General features: G+C 36.8%; 29 protein-coding genes and 1 pseudogene. 28 read left to right on the top strand and 2 right to left on the bottom strand.

Annotation, left to right across the window (positions count from 1 at the left end; translation table 11 throughout):
• The first annotated feature begins 8 nt into the window (after window positions 1–8).
• From rplV to rplQ, 22 genes are all read left to right on the top strand, one after another.
• Window positions 9–395 (top strand): 50S ribosomal protein L22, encoded by a 387-nt coding sequence (gene rplV, locus ACRRVD_RS02495; RefSeq protein ID WP_432461579.1) that lies wholly within the window; start codon window positions 9–11, stop codon window positions 393–395.
• A gap of 19 nt (window positions 396–414) precedes the next feature.
• Window positions 415–1,119, top strand: coding sequence for a 30S ribosomal protein S3 (gene rpsC, locus ACRRVD_RS02490; RefSeq protein WP_432461578.1), 705 nt, complete (start codon window positions 415–417; stop codon window positions 1,117–1,119).
• A gap of 48 nt (window positions 1,120–1,167) precedes the next feature.
• Window positions 1,168–1,587, top strand: coding sequence for a 50S ribosomal protein L16 (gene rplP / locus ACRRVD_RS02485; protein WP_432461577.1), 420 nt, complete (start codon window positions 1,168–1,170; stop codon window positions 1,585–1,587).
• Window positions 1,588–1,672: 85 nt separating this feature from the next.
• Window positions 1,673–1,894: a 50S ribosomal protein L29 gene (rpmC, locus tag ACRRVD_RS02480; RefSeq protein WP_432461576.1), complete on the top strand. Its 222-nt coding sequence runs from the start codon at window positions 1,673–1,675 to the stop codon at window positions 1,892–1,894.
• Entirely contained in the window at window positions 1,881–2,135 is a 255-nt protein-coding gene (gene rpsQ, locus ACRRVD_RS02475) for a 30S ribosomal protein S17 (protein WP_432461575.1), read from the top strand. Before rpmC ends, rpsQ begins: the two co-directional genes overlap by 14 nt.
• Before the next feature lie 2 nt (window positions 2,136–2,137).
• The gene (rplN, locus tag ACRRVD_RS02470; RefSeq protein ID WP_432451071.1) at window positions 2,138–2,506 is read left to right on the top strand and encodes a 50S ribosomal protein L14; all 369 of its coding nucleotides are present in this window, start codon (window positions 2,138–2,140) and stop codon (window positions 2,504–2,506) included.
• Between the two features lie 3 nt (window positions 2,507–2,509).
• A complete protein-coding gene (gene rplX / locus ACRRVD_RS02465; RefSeq protein WP_432461574.1) occupies window positions 2,510–2,857 on the top strand; it encodes a 50S ribosomal protein L24 in 348 nt (115 codons plus the stop codon).
• Window positions 2,850–3,404: a 50S ribosomal protein L5 gene (rplE, locus tag ACRRVD_RS02460; RefSeq protein ID WP_014934292.1), complete on the top strand. Its 555-nt coding sequence runs from the start codon at window positions 2,850–2,852 to the stop codon at window positions 3,402–3,404. Before rplX ends, rplE begins: the two co-directional genes overlap by 8 nt.
• 11 nt (window positions 3,405–3,415) lie before the next feature.
• Window positions 3,416–3,685 (top strand): 30S ribosomal protein S14, encoded by a 270-nt coding sequence (gene rpsN / locus ACRRVD_RS02455; RefSeq protein ID WP_432461573.1) that lies wholly within the window; start codon window positions 3,416–3,418, stop codon window positions 3,683–3,685.
• A 57-nt stretch (window positions 3,686–3,742) separates the two neighbouring features.
• Window positions 3,743–4,147, top strand: a complete 405-nt coding sequence (rpsH, locus tag ACRRVD_RS02450; protein ID WP_432461572.1) for a 30S ribosomal protein S8 — start codon at window positions 3,743–3,745, stop codon at window positions 4,145–4,147.
• Window positions 4,148–4,158: 11 nt separating this feature from the next.
• A complete protein-coding gene (gene rplF / locus ACRRVD_RS02445) occupies window positions 4,159–4,710 on the top strand; it encodes a 50S ribosomal protein L6 (RefSeq protein ID WP_432461571.1) in 552 nt (183 codons plus the stop codon).
• Window positions 4,711–4,759: 49 nt separating this feature from the next.
• Complete coding sequence (gene rplR / locus ACRRVD_RS02440; protein ID WP_432461668.1) at window positions 4,760–5,107, top strand: 50S ribosomal protein L18; 348 nt, start codon at window positions 4,760–4,762, stop codon at window positions 5,105–5,107.
• Window positions 5,108–5,113: 6 nt separating this feature from the next.
• A complete protein-coding gene (gene rpsE, locus ACRRVD_RS02435; RefSeq protein WP_432461570.1) occupies window positions 5,114–5,569 on the top strand; it encodes a 30S ribosomal protein S5 in 456 nt (151 codons plus the stop codon).
• Between the two features lie 235 nt (window positions 5,570–5,804).
• Complete coding sequence (gene rplO, locus ACRRVD_RS02430; protein WP_432461569.1) at window positions 5,805–6,263, top strand: 50S ribosomal protein L15; 459 nt, start codon at window positions 5,805–5,807, stop codon at window positions 6,261–6,263.
• Window positions 6,256–7,548, top strand: coding sequence for a preprotein translocase subunit SecY (secY, locus tag ACRRVD_RS02425; protein WP_432461568.1), 1,293 nt, complete (start codon window positions 6,256–6,258; stop codon window positions 7,546–7,548). Before rplO ends, secY begins: the two co-directional genes overlap by 8 nt.
• A 163-nt stretch (window positions 7,549–7,711) precedes the next feature.
• Window positions 7,712–7,948, top strand: coding sequence for a translation initiation factor IF-1 (gene infA / locus ACRRVD_RS02420; protein WP_014934283.1), 237 nt, complete (start codon window positions 7,712–7,714; stop codon window positions 7,946–7,948).
• A gap of 2 nt (window positions 7,949–7,950) precedes the next feature.
• A complete protein-coding gene (gene rpmJ / locus ACRRVD_RS02415) occupies window positions 7,951–8,067 on the top strand; it encodes a 50S ribosomal protein L36 (protein WP_014934282.1) in 117 nt (38 codons plus the stop codon).
• Window positions 8,068–8,070: 3 nt separating this feature from the next.
• Window positions 8,071–8,448, top strand: coding sequence for a 30S ribosomal protein S13 (rpsM, locus tag ACRRVD_RS02410; protein WP_432461567.1), 378 nt, complete (start codon window positions 8,071–8,073; stop codon window positions 8,446–8,448).
• A 63-nt stretch (window positions 8,449–8,511) separates the two neighbouring features.
• Window positions 8,512–8,904 carry a 30S ribosomal protein S11 gene (gene rpsK / locus ACRRVD_RS02405; RefSeq protein ID WP_034576384.1) on the top strand — a complete coding sequence of 131 codons (393 nt, stop codon included), beginning with the start codon at window positions 8,512–8,514 and terminating at the stop codon, window positions 8,902–8,904.
• Window positions 8,905–8,944: 40 nt separating this feature from the next.
• The gene (gene rpsD, locus ACRRVD_RS02400; protein ID WP_432461566.1) at window positions 8,945–9,553 is read left to right on the top strand and encodes a 30S ribosomal protein S4; all 609 of its coding nucleotides are present in this window, start codon (window positions 8,945–8,947) and stop codon (window positions 9,551–9,553) included.
• 41 nt (window positions 9,554–9,594) lie between these two features.
• Entirely contained in the window at window positions 9,595–10,578 is a 984-nt protein-coding gene (locus tag ACRRVD_RS02395) for a DNA-directed RNA polymerase subunit alpha (RefSeq protein ID WP_432461565.1), read from the top strand.
• Window positions 10,579–10,638: 60 nt separating this feature from the next.
• The gene (gene rplQ / locus ACRRVD_RS02390) at window positions 10,639–11,109 is read left to right on the top strand and encodes a 50S ribosomal protein L17 (RefSeq protein WP_432461564.1); all 471 of its coding nucleotides are present in this window, start codon (window positions 10,639–10,641) and stop codon (window positions 11,107–11,109) included.
• Window positions 11,110–11,286: 177 nt separating this feature from the next.
• Here the strand turns inward: rplQ and ACRRVD_RS02385 are convergent, their stop codons facing one another.
• Entirely contained in the window at window positions 11,287–11,994 is a 708-nt protein-coding gene (locus tag ACRRVD_RS02385; RefSeq protein WP_432461563.1) for a ComF family protein, read from the bottom strand.
• A 140-nt stretch (window positions 11,995–12,134) separates the two neighbouring features.
• On the opposite strand from ACRRVD_RS02385, the gene ACRRVD_RS02380 reads away from it, so the two are divergent.
• From ACRRVD_RS02380 to mnmA, 6 genes are all read left to right on the top strand, one after another.
• Window positions 12,135–13,397, top strand: coding sequence for a M16 family metallopeptidase (locus tag ACRRVD_RS02380; protein WP_432461562.1), 1,263 nt, complete (start codon window positions 12,135–12,137; stop codon window positions 13,395–13,397).
• 153 nt (window positions 13,398–13,550) lie between these two features.
• Window positions 13,551–14,000, top strand: a complete 450-nt coding sequence (gene rplM, locus ACRRVD_RS02375) for a 50S ribosomal protein L13 (RefSeq protein WP_432461561.1) — start codon at window positions 13,551–13,553, stop codon at window positions 13,998–14,000.
• A 10-nt stretch (window positions 14,001–14,010) separates the two neighbouring features.
• Window positions 14,011–14,400 carry a 30S ribosomal protein S9 gene (gene rpsI / locus ACRRVD_RS02370; RefSeq protein WP_432461560.1) on the top strand — a complete coding sequence of 130 codons (390 nt, stop codon included), beginning with the start codon at window positions 14,011–14,013 and terminating at the stop codon, window positions 14,398–14,400.
• A 30-nt stretch (window positions 14,401–14,430) separates the two neighbouring features.
• Entirely contained in the window at window positions 14,431–15,369 is a 939-nt protein-coding gene (gene rpsB, locus ACRRVD_RS02365) for a 30S ribosomal protein S2 (protein ID WP_432461559.1), read from the top strand.
• A gap of 38 nt (window positions 15,370–15,407) precedes the next feature.
• On the top strand, window positions 15,408–16,241 hold the full coding sequence (tsf, locus tag ACRRVD_RS02360) for a translation elongation factor Ts (protein ID WP_432461558.1): 834 nt from the start codon (window positions 15,408–15,410) through the stop codon (window positions 16,239–16,241).
• A 199-nt stretch (window positions 16,242–16,440) separates the two neighbouring features.
• Window positions 16,441–17,547, top strand: coding sequence for a tRNA 2-thiouridine(34) synthase MnmA (gene mnmA / locus ACRRVD_RS02355; protein ID WP_432461557.1), 1,107 nt, complete (start codon window positions 16,441–16,443; stop codon window positions 17,545–17,547).
• Between the two features lie 298 nt (window positions 17,548–17,845).
• On the opposite strand, the pseudogene ACRRVD_RS02350 reads toward mnmA, so the two are convergent.
• Window positions 17,846–17,941 (bottom strand): annotated as a pseudogene (locus ACRRVD_RS02350) (IS6 family transposase); the annotation flags it as partial.

Raw genomic sequence — 17,941 nt, 5'->3', positions numbered from 1 at the left:
TTTAAACTATGGAGGCAATAGCAAAATTAAGAAAGCTCTCTATATCTGAACGTAAGGTTGGGCGCTTAGCAACACTTATTAGGGGAAAAAGCGTGGCTGCTGCATTAGCTATTTTACAAAGTAAGCCACAACAAGCTGCGCTTCAGTTGAGAAAACTGTTGCTTTCTGCTATTTCAAATTGGCAAAATAATCATGCAGCTTCCTTTGAAGATGGCGCAATTTTTGTGAAGAAAATAACGGTAGATAGAGCCGGTATGTTAAAAAGAATTATGCCCGCACCAAGGGGTGTAGCGCACAGAATTAGAAAACGATCTAGTCATGTTGTTATGGTGGTAGATACTTTACAAAATTCTGTTTCTCTCCCGCATCAGACTGTTTCAAGTACAACAATCTAACCACATTAATAATACTATAATGGGTCAAAAAGTTAATCCCGTCGGTTTTAGAGTTGGGTTCATTCGTAAGCCAGATTCTAGTTGGTTTGCATCAAAATCCTCCTATGTAGAAAAATTAATGGAGGACGAAAAAATACGTACCTATCTAGATGCCCGAATAGCCAAAGCTAGTGTTGCTAGAATACTTATAGAACGTGCCGGTAAAAAAATTACCATTACCATTCGAACTGCTCGCCCAGGTATTGTTATTGGGAAGTCCGGTGCAGAAGTTGATAAGGTAAAAGAAGAGTTGAAAAAGCTAACCAGCAAGGAAGTTGAACTTAATATTGTTGAGATAAAAAAACCAGATCTGGAAGCTAAGTTGGTTGCTTTGCAAATTGCCCAACAGATTAGAGGTCGTATGCCTTATAAGCGTGTAGTAAAGCAAGCTATAGCTGCTGTGATCCGTTCTGGTGCACAAGGTGTTAAAATTAAGGTTTCGGGTAGGTTGGATGGTGCTGAAATGGCTAGGTCAGATGAGTTTAAAGAGGGATCTGTTCCACTCCATACCCTTCGTAATGATATAGACTATACAGCGGTCGAAGCCCATACTATTTATGGAAGAATAGGTATTAAAGTTTGGATTTCTAAGGGGGATGTTGCAGTGAATCATCTCCAACGTTCAGTCGGTAAGCCTCCTAAGGTAGGCGAGAAAGGCTTTCTTTCTTCCAAGGAGCGGAAGTAGTTAAGCACTGCATTACAGCCATATTAATTTTTGCATTCCATAATAAAGATGTTACAACCAAAACGAGTACGTTACAGAAAAACGCAGAAAGGAAGAATAAAAGGCTTATCAATGAAGGGAAATTCATTAGAATTTGGTACCTTTGGGCTGAAGGCATTAGAACCCTCATATATTACTGCTAGGCAAATTGAGGCCATGCGTATTGCCATTACAAGAGAAATGAAACGGCAGGGGCAAGTTTGGAATAGAATCTTTCCAGATAAGTCCTTAACTAAAAAACCAGCTGAAGTAAGGATGGGTAAAGGTAAAGGTGCCCCGGATTCTTTTGTAGCTGTTGTGAAGCCTGGTAGAATTCTCTTTGAGTTAGATGGTGTAGCTAAAGAAGTTGCAGAGCGTGCCATGCGTCTTGCCATGCATAAATTACCCATCAAAGCGCACTTTGTAGTCCGTAGAGACTATGTGCAGTAGGGTAGGTTCCAGTTATTGAAAAGCTTTTTGCCTATGGTTAACCTATTACTTTAACAAACTATTTAATAAGTAATAAGTTTTTAAAATGAAGTACAAAGAAATTCAGTTGCTTTCTTCTAAAGAGCAAAATGATAAATTAAAAGAAGCTTTAGATTATTTACTTAAATTGAGGCTTGCCCATTCGGTTTCTCCAATTGAGCATCCAATGAAAATAAGAGCGGCAAGAAAATCTATTGCAAGGCTAAAAACAGCTCAGAACAGTTGTCGAAGCAACCATCAGAATTGTAACCACTATGCTGAGAAATAGAAGAAAAGAAAAGGTAGGAAGGGTTACCAGCAATAAAGCCCATAAGACCATAACCGTTGTAACAGATACAAAAGCTATACACCCCGTATATGGTAAGTTTGTAAAAACATCCACCAAATTTATGGCACATGATGAAGAAAACAGCTGTAGTATTGGTGATCTGGTAAAAATTATGGAAACCCGTCCTTTAAGTAAAAAAAAGAGATGGAGATTGGTTGAAATCATAGAAAGAGCTAAGTAAAAATGATACAACAGGAATCGATATTAAAAGTAGCTGATAACAGTGGTGCAAAAACAGCCCTTTGCATTCGCGTTTTGGGTGGAACCCGTAAGCGTTATGCCCAAGTTGGTGATAAAATTGTAGTAACCGTAAAAACAGCTAATCCTTCTAGTAGCCTTAAAAAAGGCACTATTTCCAAAGCCGTTGTGGTTCGTACTCGAAAAGAAGTAAGGCGTAAAGATGGTTCTTACATTCGCTTTGAGGACAATGCTATTGTTTTAATTGAAAACAACAATGAGCCCAAAGGAACCGGTGTTTTTGGGCCAGTAGCTCGAGAAGTTCGAGATAATAAATTTATGAAAATAGCCTCTTTAGCTGACGAAGTACTATAAAGCATGAAGAAAACAATAAAAAAAAGTTTTAAGATTCACATTCGAACAGGAGACCGTGTAAAAATTTTGACTGGCAAACACAGAAACGAACAAGGAACTGTTTTAAAGGTATTCCCTAAAAAATATCGAGCTGTTGTTGAAGGTATGAATATAGTAGTTAGGCATTTAAAGCCTTCTACTGAGCATCCTAAAGGAACCATCCAAAGGCTACCATCTTCTATTCATATTAGTAATCTGATGTTAATAGATGCAGTAAGCGGATCTGCTACTCGTGTAGGAAGAAAGTATAATGAAGCCGGCAAGCTCCAGCGGTATGCTAAAAAAACAGGAAATTTTATAAAAAATGGTTAAGCCTAGATTACAAGAAAAATATTTTGCCGAAGTTATTCCTTCGCTTAAAGATTTATTCGGATACAAATCGGTTATGCAAGTCCCCAGGTTACATAAAATATGTATCAATCAAGGATTAGGTGATGGTGCATCCAATAAAAAATTAATTCAGCTTGGGTTGGAAGAATTAACTGCTATTGCTGGGCAGTGTGCCGTGGCTACCCGTGCTAAAAAATCAGTTTCTAATTTCAAGCTTAGAGAAGGTATGCCTATTGGTGTAAAAGTTACTTTACGCGGCAGGCTTATGTATGAATTTCTTGATCGTTTTATATCCATTGCACTCCCTAGGATTAGAAATTTTTGGGGATTGAAGGCTAACGGATTTGATGGAAAAGGTAACTACAATGTAGGCATTCAAGAACAAATCATATTTCCAGAGATTAGTATTGATAAAGTAATCAAGATCAACGGTATGAACATAACTTTTGTTACAACTGCTCAAAACAATGAAACCGCATTTCAACTTTTAAAAGCCTTAGGAATGCCCTTTAATATGGTGCAAGATTAAATTAAAAGGTTATGGCAAAAGAATCAGTCAAAGCAAGAGATAAAAAAAGAAGACATTTGGTAGCCAAATATGCGGCTAAAAGAGCTGCATTAAAAGAGCAAGGTAACTATATGGCACTCGATAAACTTCCCAAAAATAGCTCCCCAGTTAGATTGCGTAATAGGTGTAGTATAACCGGTAGAGCCCGTGGATATATCAGAAGATTTGGTATTTCCCGGCTAGTCTTTAGAAAATGGGCTTTAGAAGGGAAGTTGCCAGGTATACGGAAAGCAAGTTGGTAGTCAGCTAACCTATAAGTCTATATACCTGTTTTTATTATTTGTTAATATATAATCACCATGACTACAGATCCAATAGCTGATTATCTTACTAGAATTAGAAACGCCATTAGTGCCAAGCATAGGGTAGTGGAAATTCCCGCTTCAAAAACAAAAACAAAGCTTACAGAAGTCTTGCAAGAAAAAGGATATATACGAGGGTATAAGCTCGTCTCTAAGCCAGATAGTGTTCAGTCATTTATCAAAATTGCCCTCAAATATGATGCTTTTACAAAGCAATCTGCTATTGTACATTTAAAACGCGTGAGTAAGCCAGGGTTGCGTAAATATTCTACTGCTGCTGCTATGCCTACTGTCATTAATGGATTGGGAATAGCTATATTGTCCACCTCTAAGGGTATTATGACTGATAAAGAAGCCCGTAAAGTTCATGTTGGTGGTGAAGTACTTTGTTATGTTTACTAAAATTAGGAAAAATGTCAAGAATAGGGAAGCAGCCCATTAATGTACCGCCAGGTGTTACCGTATCTGCCCTAGATGGTGGAATCATACAGGTTAAAGGTCCTAAAGGTCTACTCCAACAGCAAATTGATTCAACCATTATGGTTGAAATTTCCGAAGGGTTGGTTAAGCTGATACCCGTTGATCCTAAAAAATCTAAAGCCCTTTATGGTCTTTATAGAGCATTGATTTATAATATGGTGGTAGGAGTTAGCGTTGGCTTTAAGTGTACCTTAGAGTTGGTAGGCGTTGGTTACAAAGCCAATGTCCAAGGTAGCCTCTTAGAATTAAGTTTAGGTTATTCTCATGATATTGCTTTGGTTTTGCCAGAGGAAGTAATGGCTACAGCTGAATTGCCTAAAGGGAAAAATCCATTGGTCCATTTAGAATGTGTAGATAAGCAGCTTTTGGGTCAAGTAGCTGCAAAAATTCGTTCTTTAAGAAAAGTTGAGCCTTATAAAGGCAAAGGTGTCAGGCGTTTAGGTGAGGTAGTGCGGCGTAAGGTTGGAAAGTCTACTAAAAAGTAGCATTTGTATTTTTATATGTTGGCCTATTTTATATTCCAAAAAAATGAAAATAAAGGATAACAAAGTAGCAAGAAGACTTAAAGTTAGGAGAAGCATTAGAAAGCGTTTGTATGGAACCTTAGCTCAGCCACGTCTTTCGCTTTTCAAGAGCAATACTTGTATATATGCCCAGCTTATTAATGATGAAACAGGAGAAACGCTACTCTCTTCTTCGTTGTATAAGTTAAAAGTTAGTAAAAATAACGTTCCTGGAGCATTAGCATTAGGAAAAGCAATTGCGCAACAAGCGTTGGCTAAAGGTATTACCCATATTGTCTTTGATCGTTCTGGGTATACTTATCATGGTAAAGTTAAAGCATTGGCTGAAGGTGCTCGAGCAAACGGTCTTAAATTTTAGTTAAAAATGATATTAAGTGGTAGAAAACTCAGAGCCAGTAATTATAATCTTGAAGAAAAAGTAGTAGCCATTAAGCGCGTTACCAAAGTAGTAGAAGGTGGCCGCAGATTTAGTTCTTCTGCAGTTGTAGTAGTTGGAAATGGCGATGGTGTTGTAGGATATGGCCTTGGCAAAGCAAAAGAGTTAACAGATGCCATTGCTAAAGGTGTAGAAGCAGCCAAGCGCAATCTAATCAAAGTCCCTATTTTACGTGATACCATCCCACATAGTTCAGTGGGCAAATATGGTGGTGGCAATGTTTTGATTCAACCAGCAGCTTCTGGTACTGGTGTAATTGCAGGTGGCGGTGTCCGTATCGTCTTAGAAAGCGTAGGTATTAAAAACGTTTTGTCTAAGTCCCAAGGTTCTTCTAATCCGCACAATGTAGTCAAAGCAACTTTTAAAGCATTTTTGCAATGCTGATCCCATAAACTATTGCAAGCAGCGTGAACACTTTAGATAACTTTTTAAGGATAAAAATCTTATGAAACAAATTAAAAATTACCAGTGCGAAGTTTAATCAAGCGCCTAAAATCTCAAAAGCGACCATTCAACACTTGGATAGCGATTAATAAACTGTTTGTGAACTACTCCTCAAAAATGCGGTATGGCACGTAAATCAGCCACTTAGTCGTACAGAAAAGATATAATAGACTATATGAATTACATTACACTTAAACCAGCCAATAGTGCTTTAAAGCGTAAAAAGCGCGTAGGTAGAGGGCAAGGTTCCGGTAAAGGTGGAACTGCTACACGTGGCTATAATGGTGCACAATCTAGATCTGGTTATAAAAGAAAAATTGGTTTTGAAGGTGGTCAACAACCACTCCAGAGACGTATTCCTATGTATGGATTTAAATGTCCGAGTAGAATCCACTTCACACCTTTAAATCTTTCTACTTTGCAAGCATTGGCAGAGAAGCATCATGTTTCTTCTATAGATCATATTTTCTTGAGAAAGCATAATGTAATCGGTAAGTATGAAAAATATAAAATATTAGGAAATGGCGAGTTAAACCTTAAACTTTCAGTTGCTGCACATCGTTGCTCAGCTACTGCTTTACAAGCCATTCAAAATCTTGGTGGAGAAGTTATTATGTTGCCAACATATGAGTAAGTTATTTAAAATTATTAAGGATGTATTTTTAATAAAAGAACTACGCATTCGTATAAGAAATACATTATTCTTTCTATTGCTTTTCCGTATAGGTAGTATCATTGTTTTGCCTGGTATAGATGTAACCCAAATCTCTGGTCATGCAAAGCGCGTTTTTGGTTTACTCGATAGTTTTTTAGGTGGTTCACTTAGCCAAGTTTCCATTTTTTCAGTAGGCGTTACCCCTTATATCTCCGCCTCTATTATTATGCAACTTTTGTCCATTGCCTGGCCAAAAATTCAAAAGATACAACGTGATGGAGAAATGGGGAGGCGTAAAGTTGCACAAATTTCTCGTATTCTTACAATTTTTATTGCTATTTTTCAGTCTTTTCAATATTTATTCATTGCTACAGGTAGTGGAAACGTTTCTATAAATCGTACCTTTTTCATCTTTATTTCTATTGTTATTTTAACCGCAGGTGCCATATTTTGTATGTGGCTAGGGGAAAAGATTACCGATAAAGGGATTGGTAATGGTGTAACCATGTTAATGATGGTCGGTATTGTCTCCTCTTTTCCTGCTGCTTTATACCAAGAAGCGCTATACCGTGGCAGTAAGGGTATATTTCTATTTGTATTAGAGTTATTCGTATTGTTTTTAATTGTGCTTGCGTTAGTTGCTTTTACACAAGCTACACGTAGGGTTCCTATTCAATATGCGAGGCAATTGAGCACCAGTACCATATATGGAGGACAGCGTCAATATATACCATTTAAGTTAAATAGTGCAGGTGTAATGCCTATTATCTTTGCGAACCTTTTGATTTTTTGCATTTCATGTCTTTTAGGTTTTTGGAAAGATAAATTTGCTTGGTTCGATCTCATTAGTGGTATGTTGCGCGATGATACCAGTTGGCTATTTAATTTTTTATTTGCTTTTTTGGTTATTGTTTTTACCTTTTTTTATACCGCTATTACAGTCAATCCTGTGCAAATAGCAGAAGATATGAAGCGTGCCAATAGCTTTATTCCTGGTGTCACCTCTGGCAATGCAACGGCTCGCTTTTTAGATGGTATATTAGACAGAATTACCTTGCCAGGTGCTATTTTCTTGGCAATTATTGCTATTTTGCCTGCTTTTGGCCGTATAGTTGGATTAAGTTTCCCTTTTTATAGATTCTTTGGGGGCACTTCTTTATTGATTATGGTCAGTTCGATGCTTGAAACCCTTCAGCAAGTTGAAAGCTATTTGTTAATGCGTCGATATGAAGTAATTATTAACAAAGGTGCTAGGCTGCAGTAGTAAGTTTTTAATAAAGTTTCCATATTTTTAAAGCTATTTGCTATAAATTTAGTATATTAGTTCCAGAAAAATCCTTGTTTATTATATGATGGTTCTCTTTATTAAAAACTATAAATACAACTATATAAGCAAAGTAAAATAAAATAAGATTACATAACATAATATGGCTAAAATACCTCCTATTGAACAAGGTGGAATAGTGCAAGAAGCATTGCCCAATGCAGTATTCAAGGTTGCGCTTAAAAATGGTCATATTGTTAGGGCCCATATTTCTGGAAAGATGCGTAAAAATTATATTAAAATTCTTCCTGGTGACTCTGTTAGAATGGAGTTAACTCCTTATGATTTGACACAAGCCAGGATAGTACATAGATACAAAGCAACTGAACAGTTACACTAGTTATGAAAGTTAAAACATCTGTTAGAAAAAGAAGTGTAGATTGCAAAATTGTACGTCGGAAGGGTGTATTATATGTGATTAATAAAAAGCAGCCTAAATTTAAACAAAGACAAGGATAAAGTATGGCTAGGGTATTAGGTGTAGACATTCCAGATAACAAGCGTGGAGAGATTGCGCTTACATATATATATGGAATTGGCAGAAGTTCTGCAAATAAGATTCTTCAAGCAGTTCAAATGGATAAAGACCGGCGTGTCTCTACTTGGACAGATGATGAGTTAAAAGCCATCAGAACAGCTATTCGTGGTGTATATAAGATAGAAGGCGACTTAAAATCCGAAATTCGATTGAATATTAAGCGGTTGGTTGAAATTAAGTGTTATAGAGGCCATAGACATCAAATAGGTTTGCCCGTTCGTGGGCAGCGAACTAAAACCAATGCTAGGACACGTAAAGGAAAGCCTAAAACAATTGCGAATAAAAAGAAAGCTACCAAGTAAACTCTAATTTGTCATTGGGTAGCATCCTTTCTTGTCTTTAAAGAAAGTTTATAGAGCATTACTATGAAAAATATAGGAAAAAATAAAGTTAAAAAAAGAGTTGTAAAAGTTGGTAAAGAGGGGCAAGCACATATCCAAGCTACTTTTAATAACCTTATTATTTCAATTACAAATGAAGTTGGTCAAGTGATTGCTTGGTCTTCTTCTGGTAAGATGGGCTTTAAGGGATCTAAAAAAAATACACCCTATGCTGCCCAAATGGCATCAGCAGACTGTGCAAAAGCTGCTTATGCGTTGGGTTTACGCCGGGTGAATGTATTTGTAAAGGGGCCAGGCATTGGACGTGAATCAGCCATTCGTGCCCTTCAAGATCATTCTGTAGAGGTAATTTCTATAAAAGATGTTACGCCTCTTCCGCACAATGGTTGCAGGCCACCTAAGCGTAGGCGTCCATAAATGATACAATTTACTATTTATACTAGAAGAAATATAGCGTATGGCAAGATATCGTGGTCCAAAAGCCAAGGTTGCAAGAAGATATAACAGTCCGATATTTGGTTCATCTGTTGGTAAGGTATTACAGAAAAAAAATTATCCACCAGGGCAACATGGTAGAAGACGTAAAAGGCGTTCTCAATTTGGGCTTCAGTTAATGGAGCAACAAAAAGCAAAGTATACCTATGGGTTGTTACAGCGTCAGTTTAAAAATCTTTGTGAAAAAGCTACTAAAAGTAAAGGCATTACTGGTGAGCTAATCCTTCAGCGGCTAGAGGCCCGTTTAGACAATACCGTTTATAGGCTAGGCATTGCCACTACACGAGGCGAAGCAAGGCAGATGGTATCCCATAGGCATATTACAGTAAATACTAAAATAGTAGATATTCCTTCTTATACTTTGAAGCCTGGCCAAATAATAGGTATAGCAAAGAAGGCAGAAAAAATAGCTCTGATTGTTCATAATGTAGCAAATACTCCATCTAATAAATATAGTTGGTTGCAGTGGGATGCATCATTGATGGTAGGTAAGTTTCTTGCCTTTCCGCAGCGTTCTGAAATACCAGAAGAAATTAATGAACGAAGCATTGTGGAGCTCCATTCTAAATAGTCCTTCTGTTGTTTCCTTTTTAAATCAAATAAAGATTCTATATGTCCTTATTAGCCTTTCAAATGCCAGAGAAAATATTTGTGGAGCAAGTTGATTCTTTTTATGGTATTTTTAGTTTTCGTCCACTTGAAAAGGGATATGGTACTACTATTGGTAATACACTTAGGCGTGTATTATTATCTTCTTTAGAAGGGTATGCTATTGTTTCCATTAAAGTTCCTGGTGTTCGTCACGAATTTTCTACGATTGAAGGGGTACAAGAAGATCTAGTAGAAATGATTTTAAACCTCAAGCAAGTCCGCTTAAAGAAAATTTTAGAAGGTGGTAATGATATTATTTCTGTTCGGGTTAATAAAGCTGAGTTTCGTGCAGCTGATATTGCACAAGCTACTTCTTTTTTTGAAGTTTTAAATCCAGATTTATTGATTTGTAGGCTTGATGCATCAGCCAGTTTTGATATAGAACTTCATATAATGAAGCATAGGGGCTATCTTTCAGCTGAGGAGCATAAACCTAAAGAACCAATCTTAGATCTTATTCCTATTGATGCTATCTTTTCTCCTATTATAAGTGTACAGTATCGTGTTGAGAATATGCGTGTGGAGCAACGTACCGATTATGAGCAATTGACATTTGAAGTAAAAACAGATGGTTCTATAAGTCCAGAAGAAAGCGTTCGGGAAGCAGCTAAGTTAATGATTCAACACCTTAACTTGTTATCTGGTCAGGAAATTGTTGTGCAATCACCAGAGGATGAAACAGTTCAAATCTTAGATGAAGAAACAGTAGCCATGCAAAAAAATCTTAGAACCCATATTAGTGAGCTACAATGTTCTTCTCGTGTATTAAATTGTCTTAAATCAGCAGGTATTGAAACTTTAGAAGATCTTGTAACCGTAAAAGATTTTGATACTATGAAGTTTAGAAACTTTGGTCGTAAGTCACGTGATGAAATTGATCAACTTTTGGCAGAAAAGCATCTAAAGATTGGTATGGATCTTTCTAGGTATAAGTTAGATGGATAGTTTTTATTTAAAGTTAATTCTATAGTACATTTTAAGTAAAAAACGTATTAGTATAAATCAATGAGGCATAGAAATAAAATTAATCGGCTGAGTAGACCTGTAGCTCATAGAAAAGCATTGCTTATGAATTTATCCAAATCGCTTATTATGCATAAGCGTATTGTGACCACTTTGGCCAAGGGAAAAGTCTTGCGTTCATTTATTGAGCCTATTCTTACTAGAGCAAAGCAAGATACTACGCATGCTAGAAGAATGGTTTTTTCTCATTTTCAAGATAAAGTTCCCGTAAAAGAACTCTTTAATCATATTGCTGAGAAAATTGAACAACGTCCAGGTGGTTATACACGCATCATTAAGTTGGCCAATCGTGCTGGAGATAATGCTGCTATGTGTATGATTGAATTAGTAGATTATAATGATATCTATACAAAAGAAGCCAAAGTCGTTAAGATGCCTCGGCGTAGAAAAAAGAAAAAAACTACTCCTGTTGTACAGGAGGTAGTTGCTAAAACAGTTTCTGGTCAAGCATAAAGGCTTATACCCTAAGTTTATTCGTTCTGTTGCGTTTGTAGTTGATTTTGCGATATGTCGCCTTTGTTGGATCTACTAAAAAGTAGATAATTTTAACGACGTTTTTTATCATAAAAGTATAAAAAATTGTTATTTATTTCGTTAACAGTACAAAAAAATAAGGCTTAAAAGAAACCTCTAGACAGACGCGACAGATTCTTCTACTATTGCTATGGTTGCAATACTTACTTGTCCCACACCTGCTGCTAAAAGTGTATTCGTGCAAGAGGCTAATGTAGCCCCTGTAGTGAGAATGTCGTCTACTAATAGAATGTGTTTGTCTGTTAGTAGATCCGGTTGCCTTACTTTAAAGGCAGCTTGAAGATTAGTGATGCGTTCACTTTTGTTTTTGGTTGTTTGGGATGCTGTATAACGTGTTCGTTCTATGCATCCTTCATATAAAGGTATGTGTAATGCATCAGAAAGCCCTTTAGCAAAAAAATCACTTTGGTTGTAGCCTCGTTCTTTAAATCTTTTGGGATGTAATGGAACTGCTATAATAGCATCGATACTCTCCATCATAGGCGCTTCATCTAAGATATTACCATAACGTTGTCCTAATATATAGCCAATTTTCGGTTGATTTTTATACTTCATCGCAAAGAGTGCTTGCTCAAGATGACTTTTCTTTCTTAGTATGTAGAGTGTAAATCCATAGGTTATCGACGCTTTACCTACAAAATGATTTCTCGCAATATTATCTATTAATGTATGGGAATCTGTTTCTGGAAATCCGTTAAAACAAACCGTACAGATCAAAGTTTCTCCTTCTACAAGTCTATCATTGCATCCTACACATATGGCAGGAAAAAGCAAATCCAATAATCCGGCTATAAATGCTTTCATAGTATATAAAGTATAAGCTTATATCGTTTCATCGCATTGATTTTGTACTTTTGTTTGTAGTCCAATAAGTTGCCTAGAAAACAACTACCTTTTATGTGCGTTTCCCATTCTGAATGTAATAAATTTTAAGTCTATTTTTTATGCTCGATAGAACCATTCCACCACCGTTTAAAGAAATTGATCCTATCTGTTTTCCATGGCCAGAAAGCCACTTACTTCAAAATAAAGTTCCCCTCTATGTCTTAAACATGGGTAGTCAACCCATTATAGAGTTAGAGCTGATTTTTAAATCTGGTAGTTGCTATGCATTACAACCCGGTGCTGCCTATTTTACAACGGCTATGTTATTAGAGGGAACCACAACGAAAAGCAGCCAAGACATTGCCCATATAATTGATTATTATGGTGCAACCATTGCTACGCGTGTACAGAAAGATTTTTGTATCCTCTCGCTTTCTACACTTGTTAAGCATCTTAGTCCGCTGTTAGACTTATTGGTAGAGATTCTATTAACCCCTAGTTTTCCTGAAAAATCACTCCAACGGTTAAAGCAGCTTAAAGTACAAGCCATTCAAATAGCTGATAAAAAGAACCATCAGGTAGCTTATAAGCGATTTTGTACCGCACTTTTCACAGCAACACATCCCTATGGTAGACATCTAACTTTACAAGATGTAGATCAAATTCAACCGGCAGATTTACACCACCATTATAAACAGCTCTTTTTTTCGGATTGTACTGCTTTTGTCAGTGGACAAGTTACGCCATCAGCCTTAGCGTCTATTAAACAGTCCTTAGCCTGTTTACCCTATCAAAAAAGCTTACAAGTAGTCTCCGTCCCATCTGATCATCTTCCTGAAAAAGTCCATATAGTGGATGGAAAACAGCTTCAATCTGCTATTGTAATCGGTAAAAAGTTGTTGCTTAAAAAGGAAGCAGATTTTTTACCAATGATGGTGGTAAATACCCTTTTAGGTGGCTATTTTGGTGCTCGGTTGGTGCAAAATATTCGGGAAGATAAAGGCTATACTTATTCCATTCATTCCAGTATGGTTGCGTTATTACACGCTGGTTATCTGTCCATTACCACAGAGGTAGATCAAGCAGTCACAGAAGAAACCATTCAAGAAATTTATAAAGAAATTGCAATATTACAGGATGAACAAGTTTCCCAAGAAGCTTTGGTAAATGTTAAAAATTACTTATTAGGCCATTTTTTGACTATGATTAACGATCCCTTTTCGATCATGGAAAAATTTCAAGGCGCCTATCTACATGGCTTAGGTCAAGATTATTATACTGCATTTTATCATCATGTACGCAATATAACCCCGTTAGAAGTTAGAAACTTAGCACAAAAATACTTACCTTTGGATTCCTTTATAGAAGTGGTTGTGCAGTAGTACACTCTACCTTTATCAGGAGCTATTGTAGGTTGGTTCAATGCCCTTCTATTTGTGTTTTACACAATAAAAAGGTATATTTGAATCTATTAGTTAGTTATTTTTCTTACCGTACTCAAATTTTTTTGTTGGTTCAACTTTTCTTTAAAAAGCGTGGATTATATTAGTTATAAGACAAAGTATGCGAATAAGCAGGCTGTCAATAAACAATGGGTTAGTGTTGATGCTTCCTCTCAGCCGTTAGGTAGATTGGCTAGCCAAGTTGCTTATCTTATTCGTGGTAAACACAAGCCTAATTTTACTCCCCATTTAGATGGAGGCAATCATGTAATTGTTTTGAATGCCGAAAAAGTAGCTTTATCAGGTAATAAATGGAGAAAAAAGATTTATACTACTTATTCAGGCTATCCCGGTGGATTAAAGCGTGCTACGCCTCAAGAAGTTCTAGCTTCGAATCCCAAGCGTATAATAGAACATGCGGTAAAAGGAATGCTGCCTAAAAATAGATTAGGAAGAAAGTTACTGCACAATTTACATGTTTGTGCATCATCTATTCATCCCTATGCGGCTCAGCAACCAACCGCGATTACTCTAAAATATTAATCATTAACGGATGGAAACAGTTAACGCAGTAGGTCGAAGAAAGACCGCCGTAGCTAGGGTGTATCTTATTAAAGGGACAGGTGCTGTTACCATTAATCATAAGTCGCTTACAGATTATTTCCCAGTAGAAGAAATTAGCTTAATCGTTCAGCAACCTTTGGAAAAGTTAAATATAGTAGGCCAGTATAATTTGAAGATTAATGTTACTGGTGGCGGGATGCGTGGCCAAGCTGAAGCCATTCGCTTGGGTCTTGCTAGGGCACTTTGCAAATTAGACTTAGAAAACAATAGGCCTATACTAAAGAAAGAAGGTTTTCTAACTAGGGATGCTAGGGTCGTGGAGCGTAAGAAATATGGTCATAAAAAGTCCAGAAAGAGATTCCAGTTTACCAAACGTTAAGCCTACAGTTATTATTTGTTATTACCCATAATGATGCAATTAGAATTTAAAGCACTACTTGATGCCGGCGTCCATTTTGGTCATTTGACTAGAAAATGGCATCCTAAGATGGCTTCCTTTATTTTTATGAAACAAAATGGCATACATATTATCGACTTAAATAAGACGATAGACTGTATGCAAAAAGCTTCTTTGCAACTAAATGCAATGGCGCAAGCTGGGAAAAAAATTCTCTTTGTCGCTACTAAAAAGCAGATTAAATCTTTTGTAGAGCAGACTGCAAAAGATTTAGGTATGCCCTATGTTACAGAACGGTGGCTTGGTGGCACACTGACTAATTTTCTAAATACCCGAAAGTTATTGAGGCGTATGCTTACCATAGAGAAAAATATGCATACATTTGCTTACAAAAGTTTGGCCAAAAAAGAAAGATTGGTCATTGCGCGAGAGCAAAAAAAGCTTAGTAGAATATTGCAGGGATTGGTGAATGTTACCAGGTTACCCTCTGCATTGTTTGTAATTGATATCAAGGAAGAGCATATTGCTGTTAGGGAAGCGAGAAAATTAGGTATTCCAGTTTTTGCCCTTGTAGATACCAATACAAATCCAGATATAGTTGATTTCCCCATTCCTGGTAATGATGATGCATGCCGTTCTGTCGATATAGTAGTGCGTTATCTTGCTGCTGCAATTAAAGAAGGCGTAGAATCCTATAAAAAAGAAAGAACAGAAGCTATCTCTCAACAAGAAGAAGCGGTTGGTCATTCAGCTAATAAAGTAGTCCCTGAAAAAGGTATAAAAGTAGTACAAGGAGTGGTAATCAAGAAAAAAAGTTCCCCCCAGTCTAAGTTTTCTGCTCCTGCAGCTAAAGCAAAAGTAGTACAAGCTACTGCCCCCCTTAAAGATCAGTCAGTTAACAAAAAAGAAACAAAACCTACGGTATCCCTTAAGGATCAGCCGGAAAAGTAAGCATAACTATTACGTCATTTGAATATTTTATAACATATATGGTCGTTACCGCGCAGGATGTAGCTGCACTAAGGCAAAAAACAGGTGCAGGAATGATGGATTGTAAAAAAGCTTTAATTGAAACAAAGGGTGATTTTACACAAGCAATTGATTTTCTTAGAAAAAAAGGGCAAAAAATATTTGCAGATCGTGCCATGCATCATGCAAGTGAAGGAGCTGTTTTTGCTGCTCCAAGTTTGGATCATAAAATGTCGTTTTTATTCGTGCTGAATTGTGAAACAGATTTTGTAGCTAAAAACGAATCGTTTTTGCAGTTGGGTAAATCTATTTTAGAAGTTGCAGTAGCACGCAGGCCTGCCTCTATAGAAGCTTTACAAACCTTATCATTGGGCAATCAAACGGTCCAAGAAGCTATTGTGGCATCTACTGGTACCATTGGTGAAAAAATTACCATTTCTAGTTATGAAACCTTGACAGCTCAAACAACAGTTCCCTATATTCATACTGGCAACCGTTTAGCCGTTTTGGTGGGATTAGAAGGTGCACAAAGTGAACAAGTGCACGCTGCAGGTAAAGATGTAGCCATGCAAATAGCTGCCATGGCACCAGTAGCACTTCATAAAGATCAACTTGACCCTGCTATAGTAGCAAGAGAGTCAGCTATTATCCATGCACAAGTTATAAATGAAGGGCATAAAGATGATAAAGCAGAAAAGATAATACAAGGCAGATTACATAAGTTTTTTCAAGAGAATACACTGTTGTCTCAGCCATTTGTAAAAAATACTAAATTAACCGTTGCTGAATATCTTCAAACCGTTGCACCATCTTTAATCGTTACCGCATTCAAACGTATTGCGGTTGGGGCATAATCTCGCCTTTTAGATATAAAAGGCGAGATTTGTTTCGTATCCTTGTATGAACCATTTTATACTTATCTATTTCTATAAGTCATATATACATGGCTATGGATCATTCTCTATTGCTTCTTTTAAATCTACTAAATAGTCGACCTTGCTCTGCCTTAAATTATATAATATCTTTAATAGATTTAAAGTTTAACTAGATTAGATGCGTAAAAAAGGTCGTGTATTAGTGGCTATGAGTGGTGGCATAGATAGTTCTGTAGCCGCTGTAATGTTGCATGAGCAAGGATATGAAGTAGTAGGCATTACCATGAAAACATGGAATTATGCAAGTAGTGGTGGTAAAAAAAAAGAGACTGGCTGTTGTAGTTTAGATTCCATAAATGATGCCAGGAATGTAGCCGTTGAGTTGGGATTCCCTCATATTGTTTTAGATATAAGAGAAGCATTTGGTAGCTATGTAATTGACCATTTTAAAGCTGAATATTTGGCTGGTAGAACCCCGAATCCATGCGTATTGTGCAATACACATATTAAGTGGGATGCCCTTTTACAACGTGCCAATACATTAGATTGTGATTACTTAGCAACTGGTCATTATGCAAAAGTACGCGCATCGCAAGGCCGTTATATTATTTCTAAGGGATTAGATCCTAAGAAAGACCAATCATATGCCCTATGGGGGGTTTCTCAAGAGAGTCTAAGTAGGACTTTACTTCCATTGGGTGGATATACAAAATCTTTTATTCGCGCATTTGCTGCTGAACGTGGCTTTACCGACTTAGTTCATAAGTCTGAATCATACGAAATATGCTTTATTCCCGATAATGATTATCGTGGATTTTTAAAACGACAGCTTCCTGGATTAGAAGAACGGGTTAAAGGTGGTACATTTATCTTAGAAGATGGTACCGTGGTCGGCCATCATGAAGGATATCCTTTTTATACCATTGGTCAGCGTAAAGGATTGAACATTGCTTTAGGCTATCCAGTATATGTAACAGCTATACGCAAGGAGACGAATCAAATAGTGTTGGGTACGTTTGATCAGTTGCTTCGAGATGGTATGTACGTACACCAACTCAATTTATCTAAATATATAGATCTTAAAGGTAAGAAGTTGGATACCCTTACCAAGGTTCGGTATAATGATCCTGGAACCCCTGCTGTAATTGAGCAGGTAGATGATCAGATGCATGTATTTTTTGGTACCGGTGTACATGCGGTTACACCAGGTCAAGCTGCTGTTTTTTATGAAGAAGAAGACGTAATAGGAGGGGGATGGATTTTATACGCTTTTCAAAAAAAGTAGGCCACTTCTATCATATACTCAATAAGAGACCGTTGCAATAGGATGTGTTCTATTTTTCCTATCGACTATATATAGTGGCCCGAAAAAACTGGAAAAAGTTTTATAAATTTTGTTTCCGTGTTGTTCCGCTTTTAGCGTATTGATTTTTTACATGTGTAAGATAGAGGTTCATAGGTTTCTGATATTTAATGCTAGAATGGAATCTGTTGTAATTATATTTATGCATGTAATCGTTAAGGTTTTGTCGCATCTGTAATTAATTTTGTATAGTCCTCTCCTTTGTCTTGAATTTTGGATATTATGCGGCCATAAGTTTAGCAAAGTTCTCAAAAGTAGATGCTTGTTTTTTAGATGCGATTAATTGTCCTTTTTGAATGATTCTAATATTTTCTAT

The organism is Candidatus Cardinium hertigii (genome assembly GCF_050864915.1).
Taxonomy (GTDB): Bacteria; Bacteroidota; Bacteroidia; order Cytophagales; family Amoebophilaceae; genus Cardinium; species Cardinium hertigii_D.
Note: the sequence above shows the minus strand (reverse complement) of the source record. Positions and strands in the feature narration are given on the sequence as shown.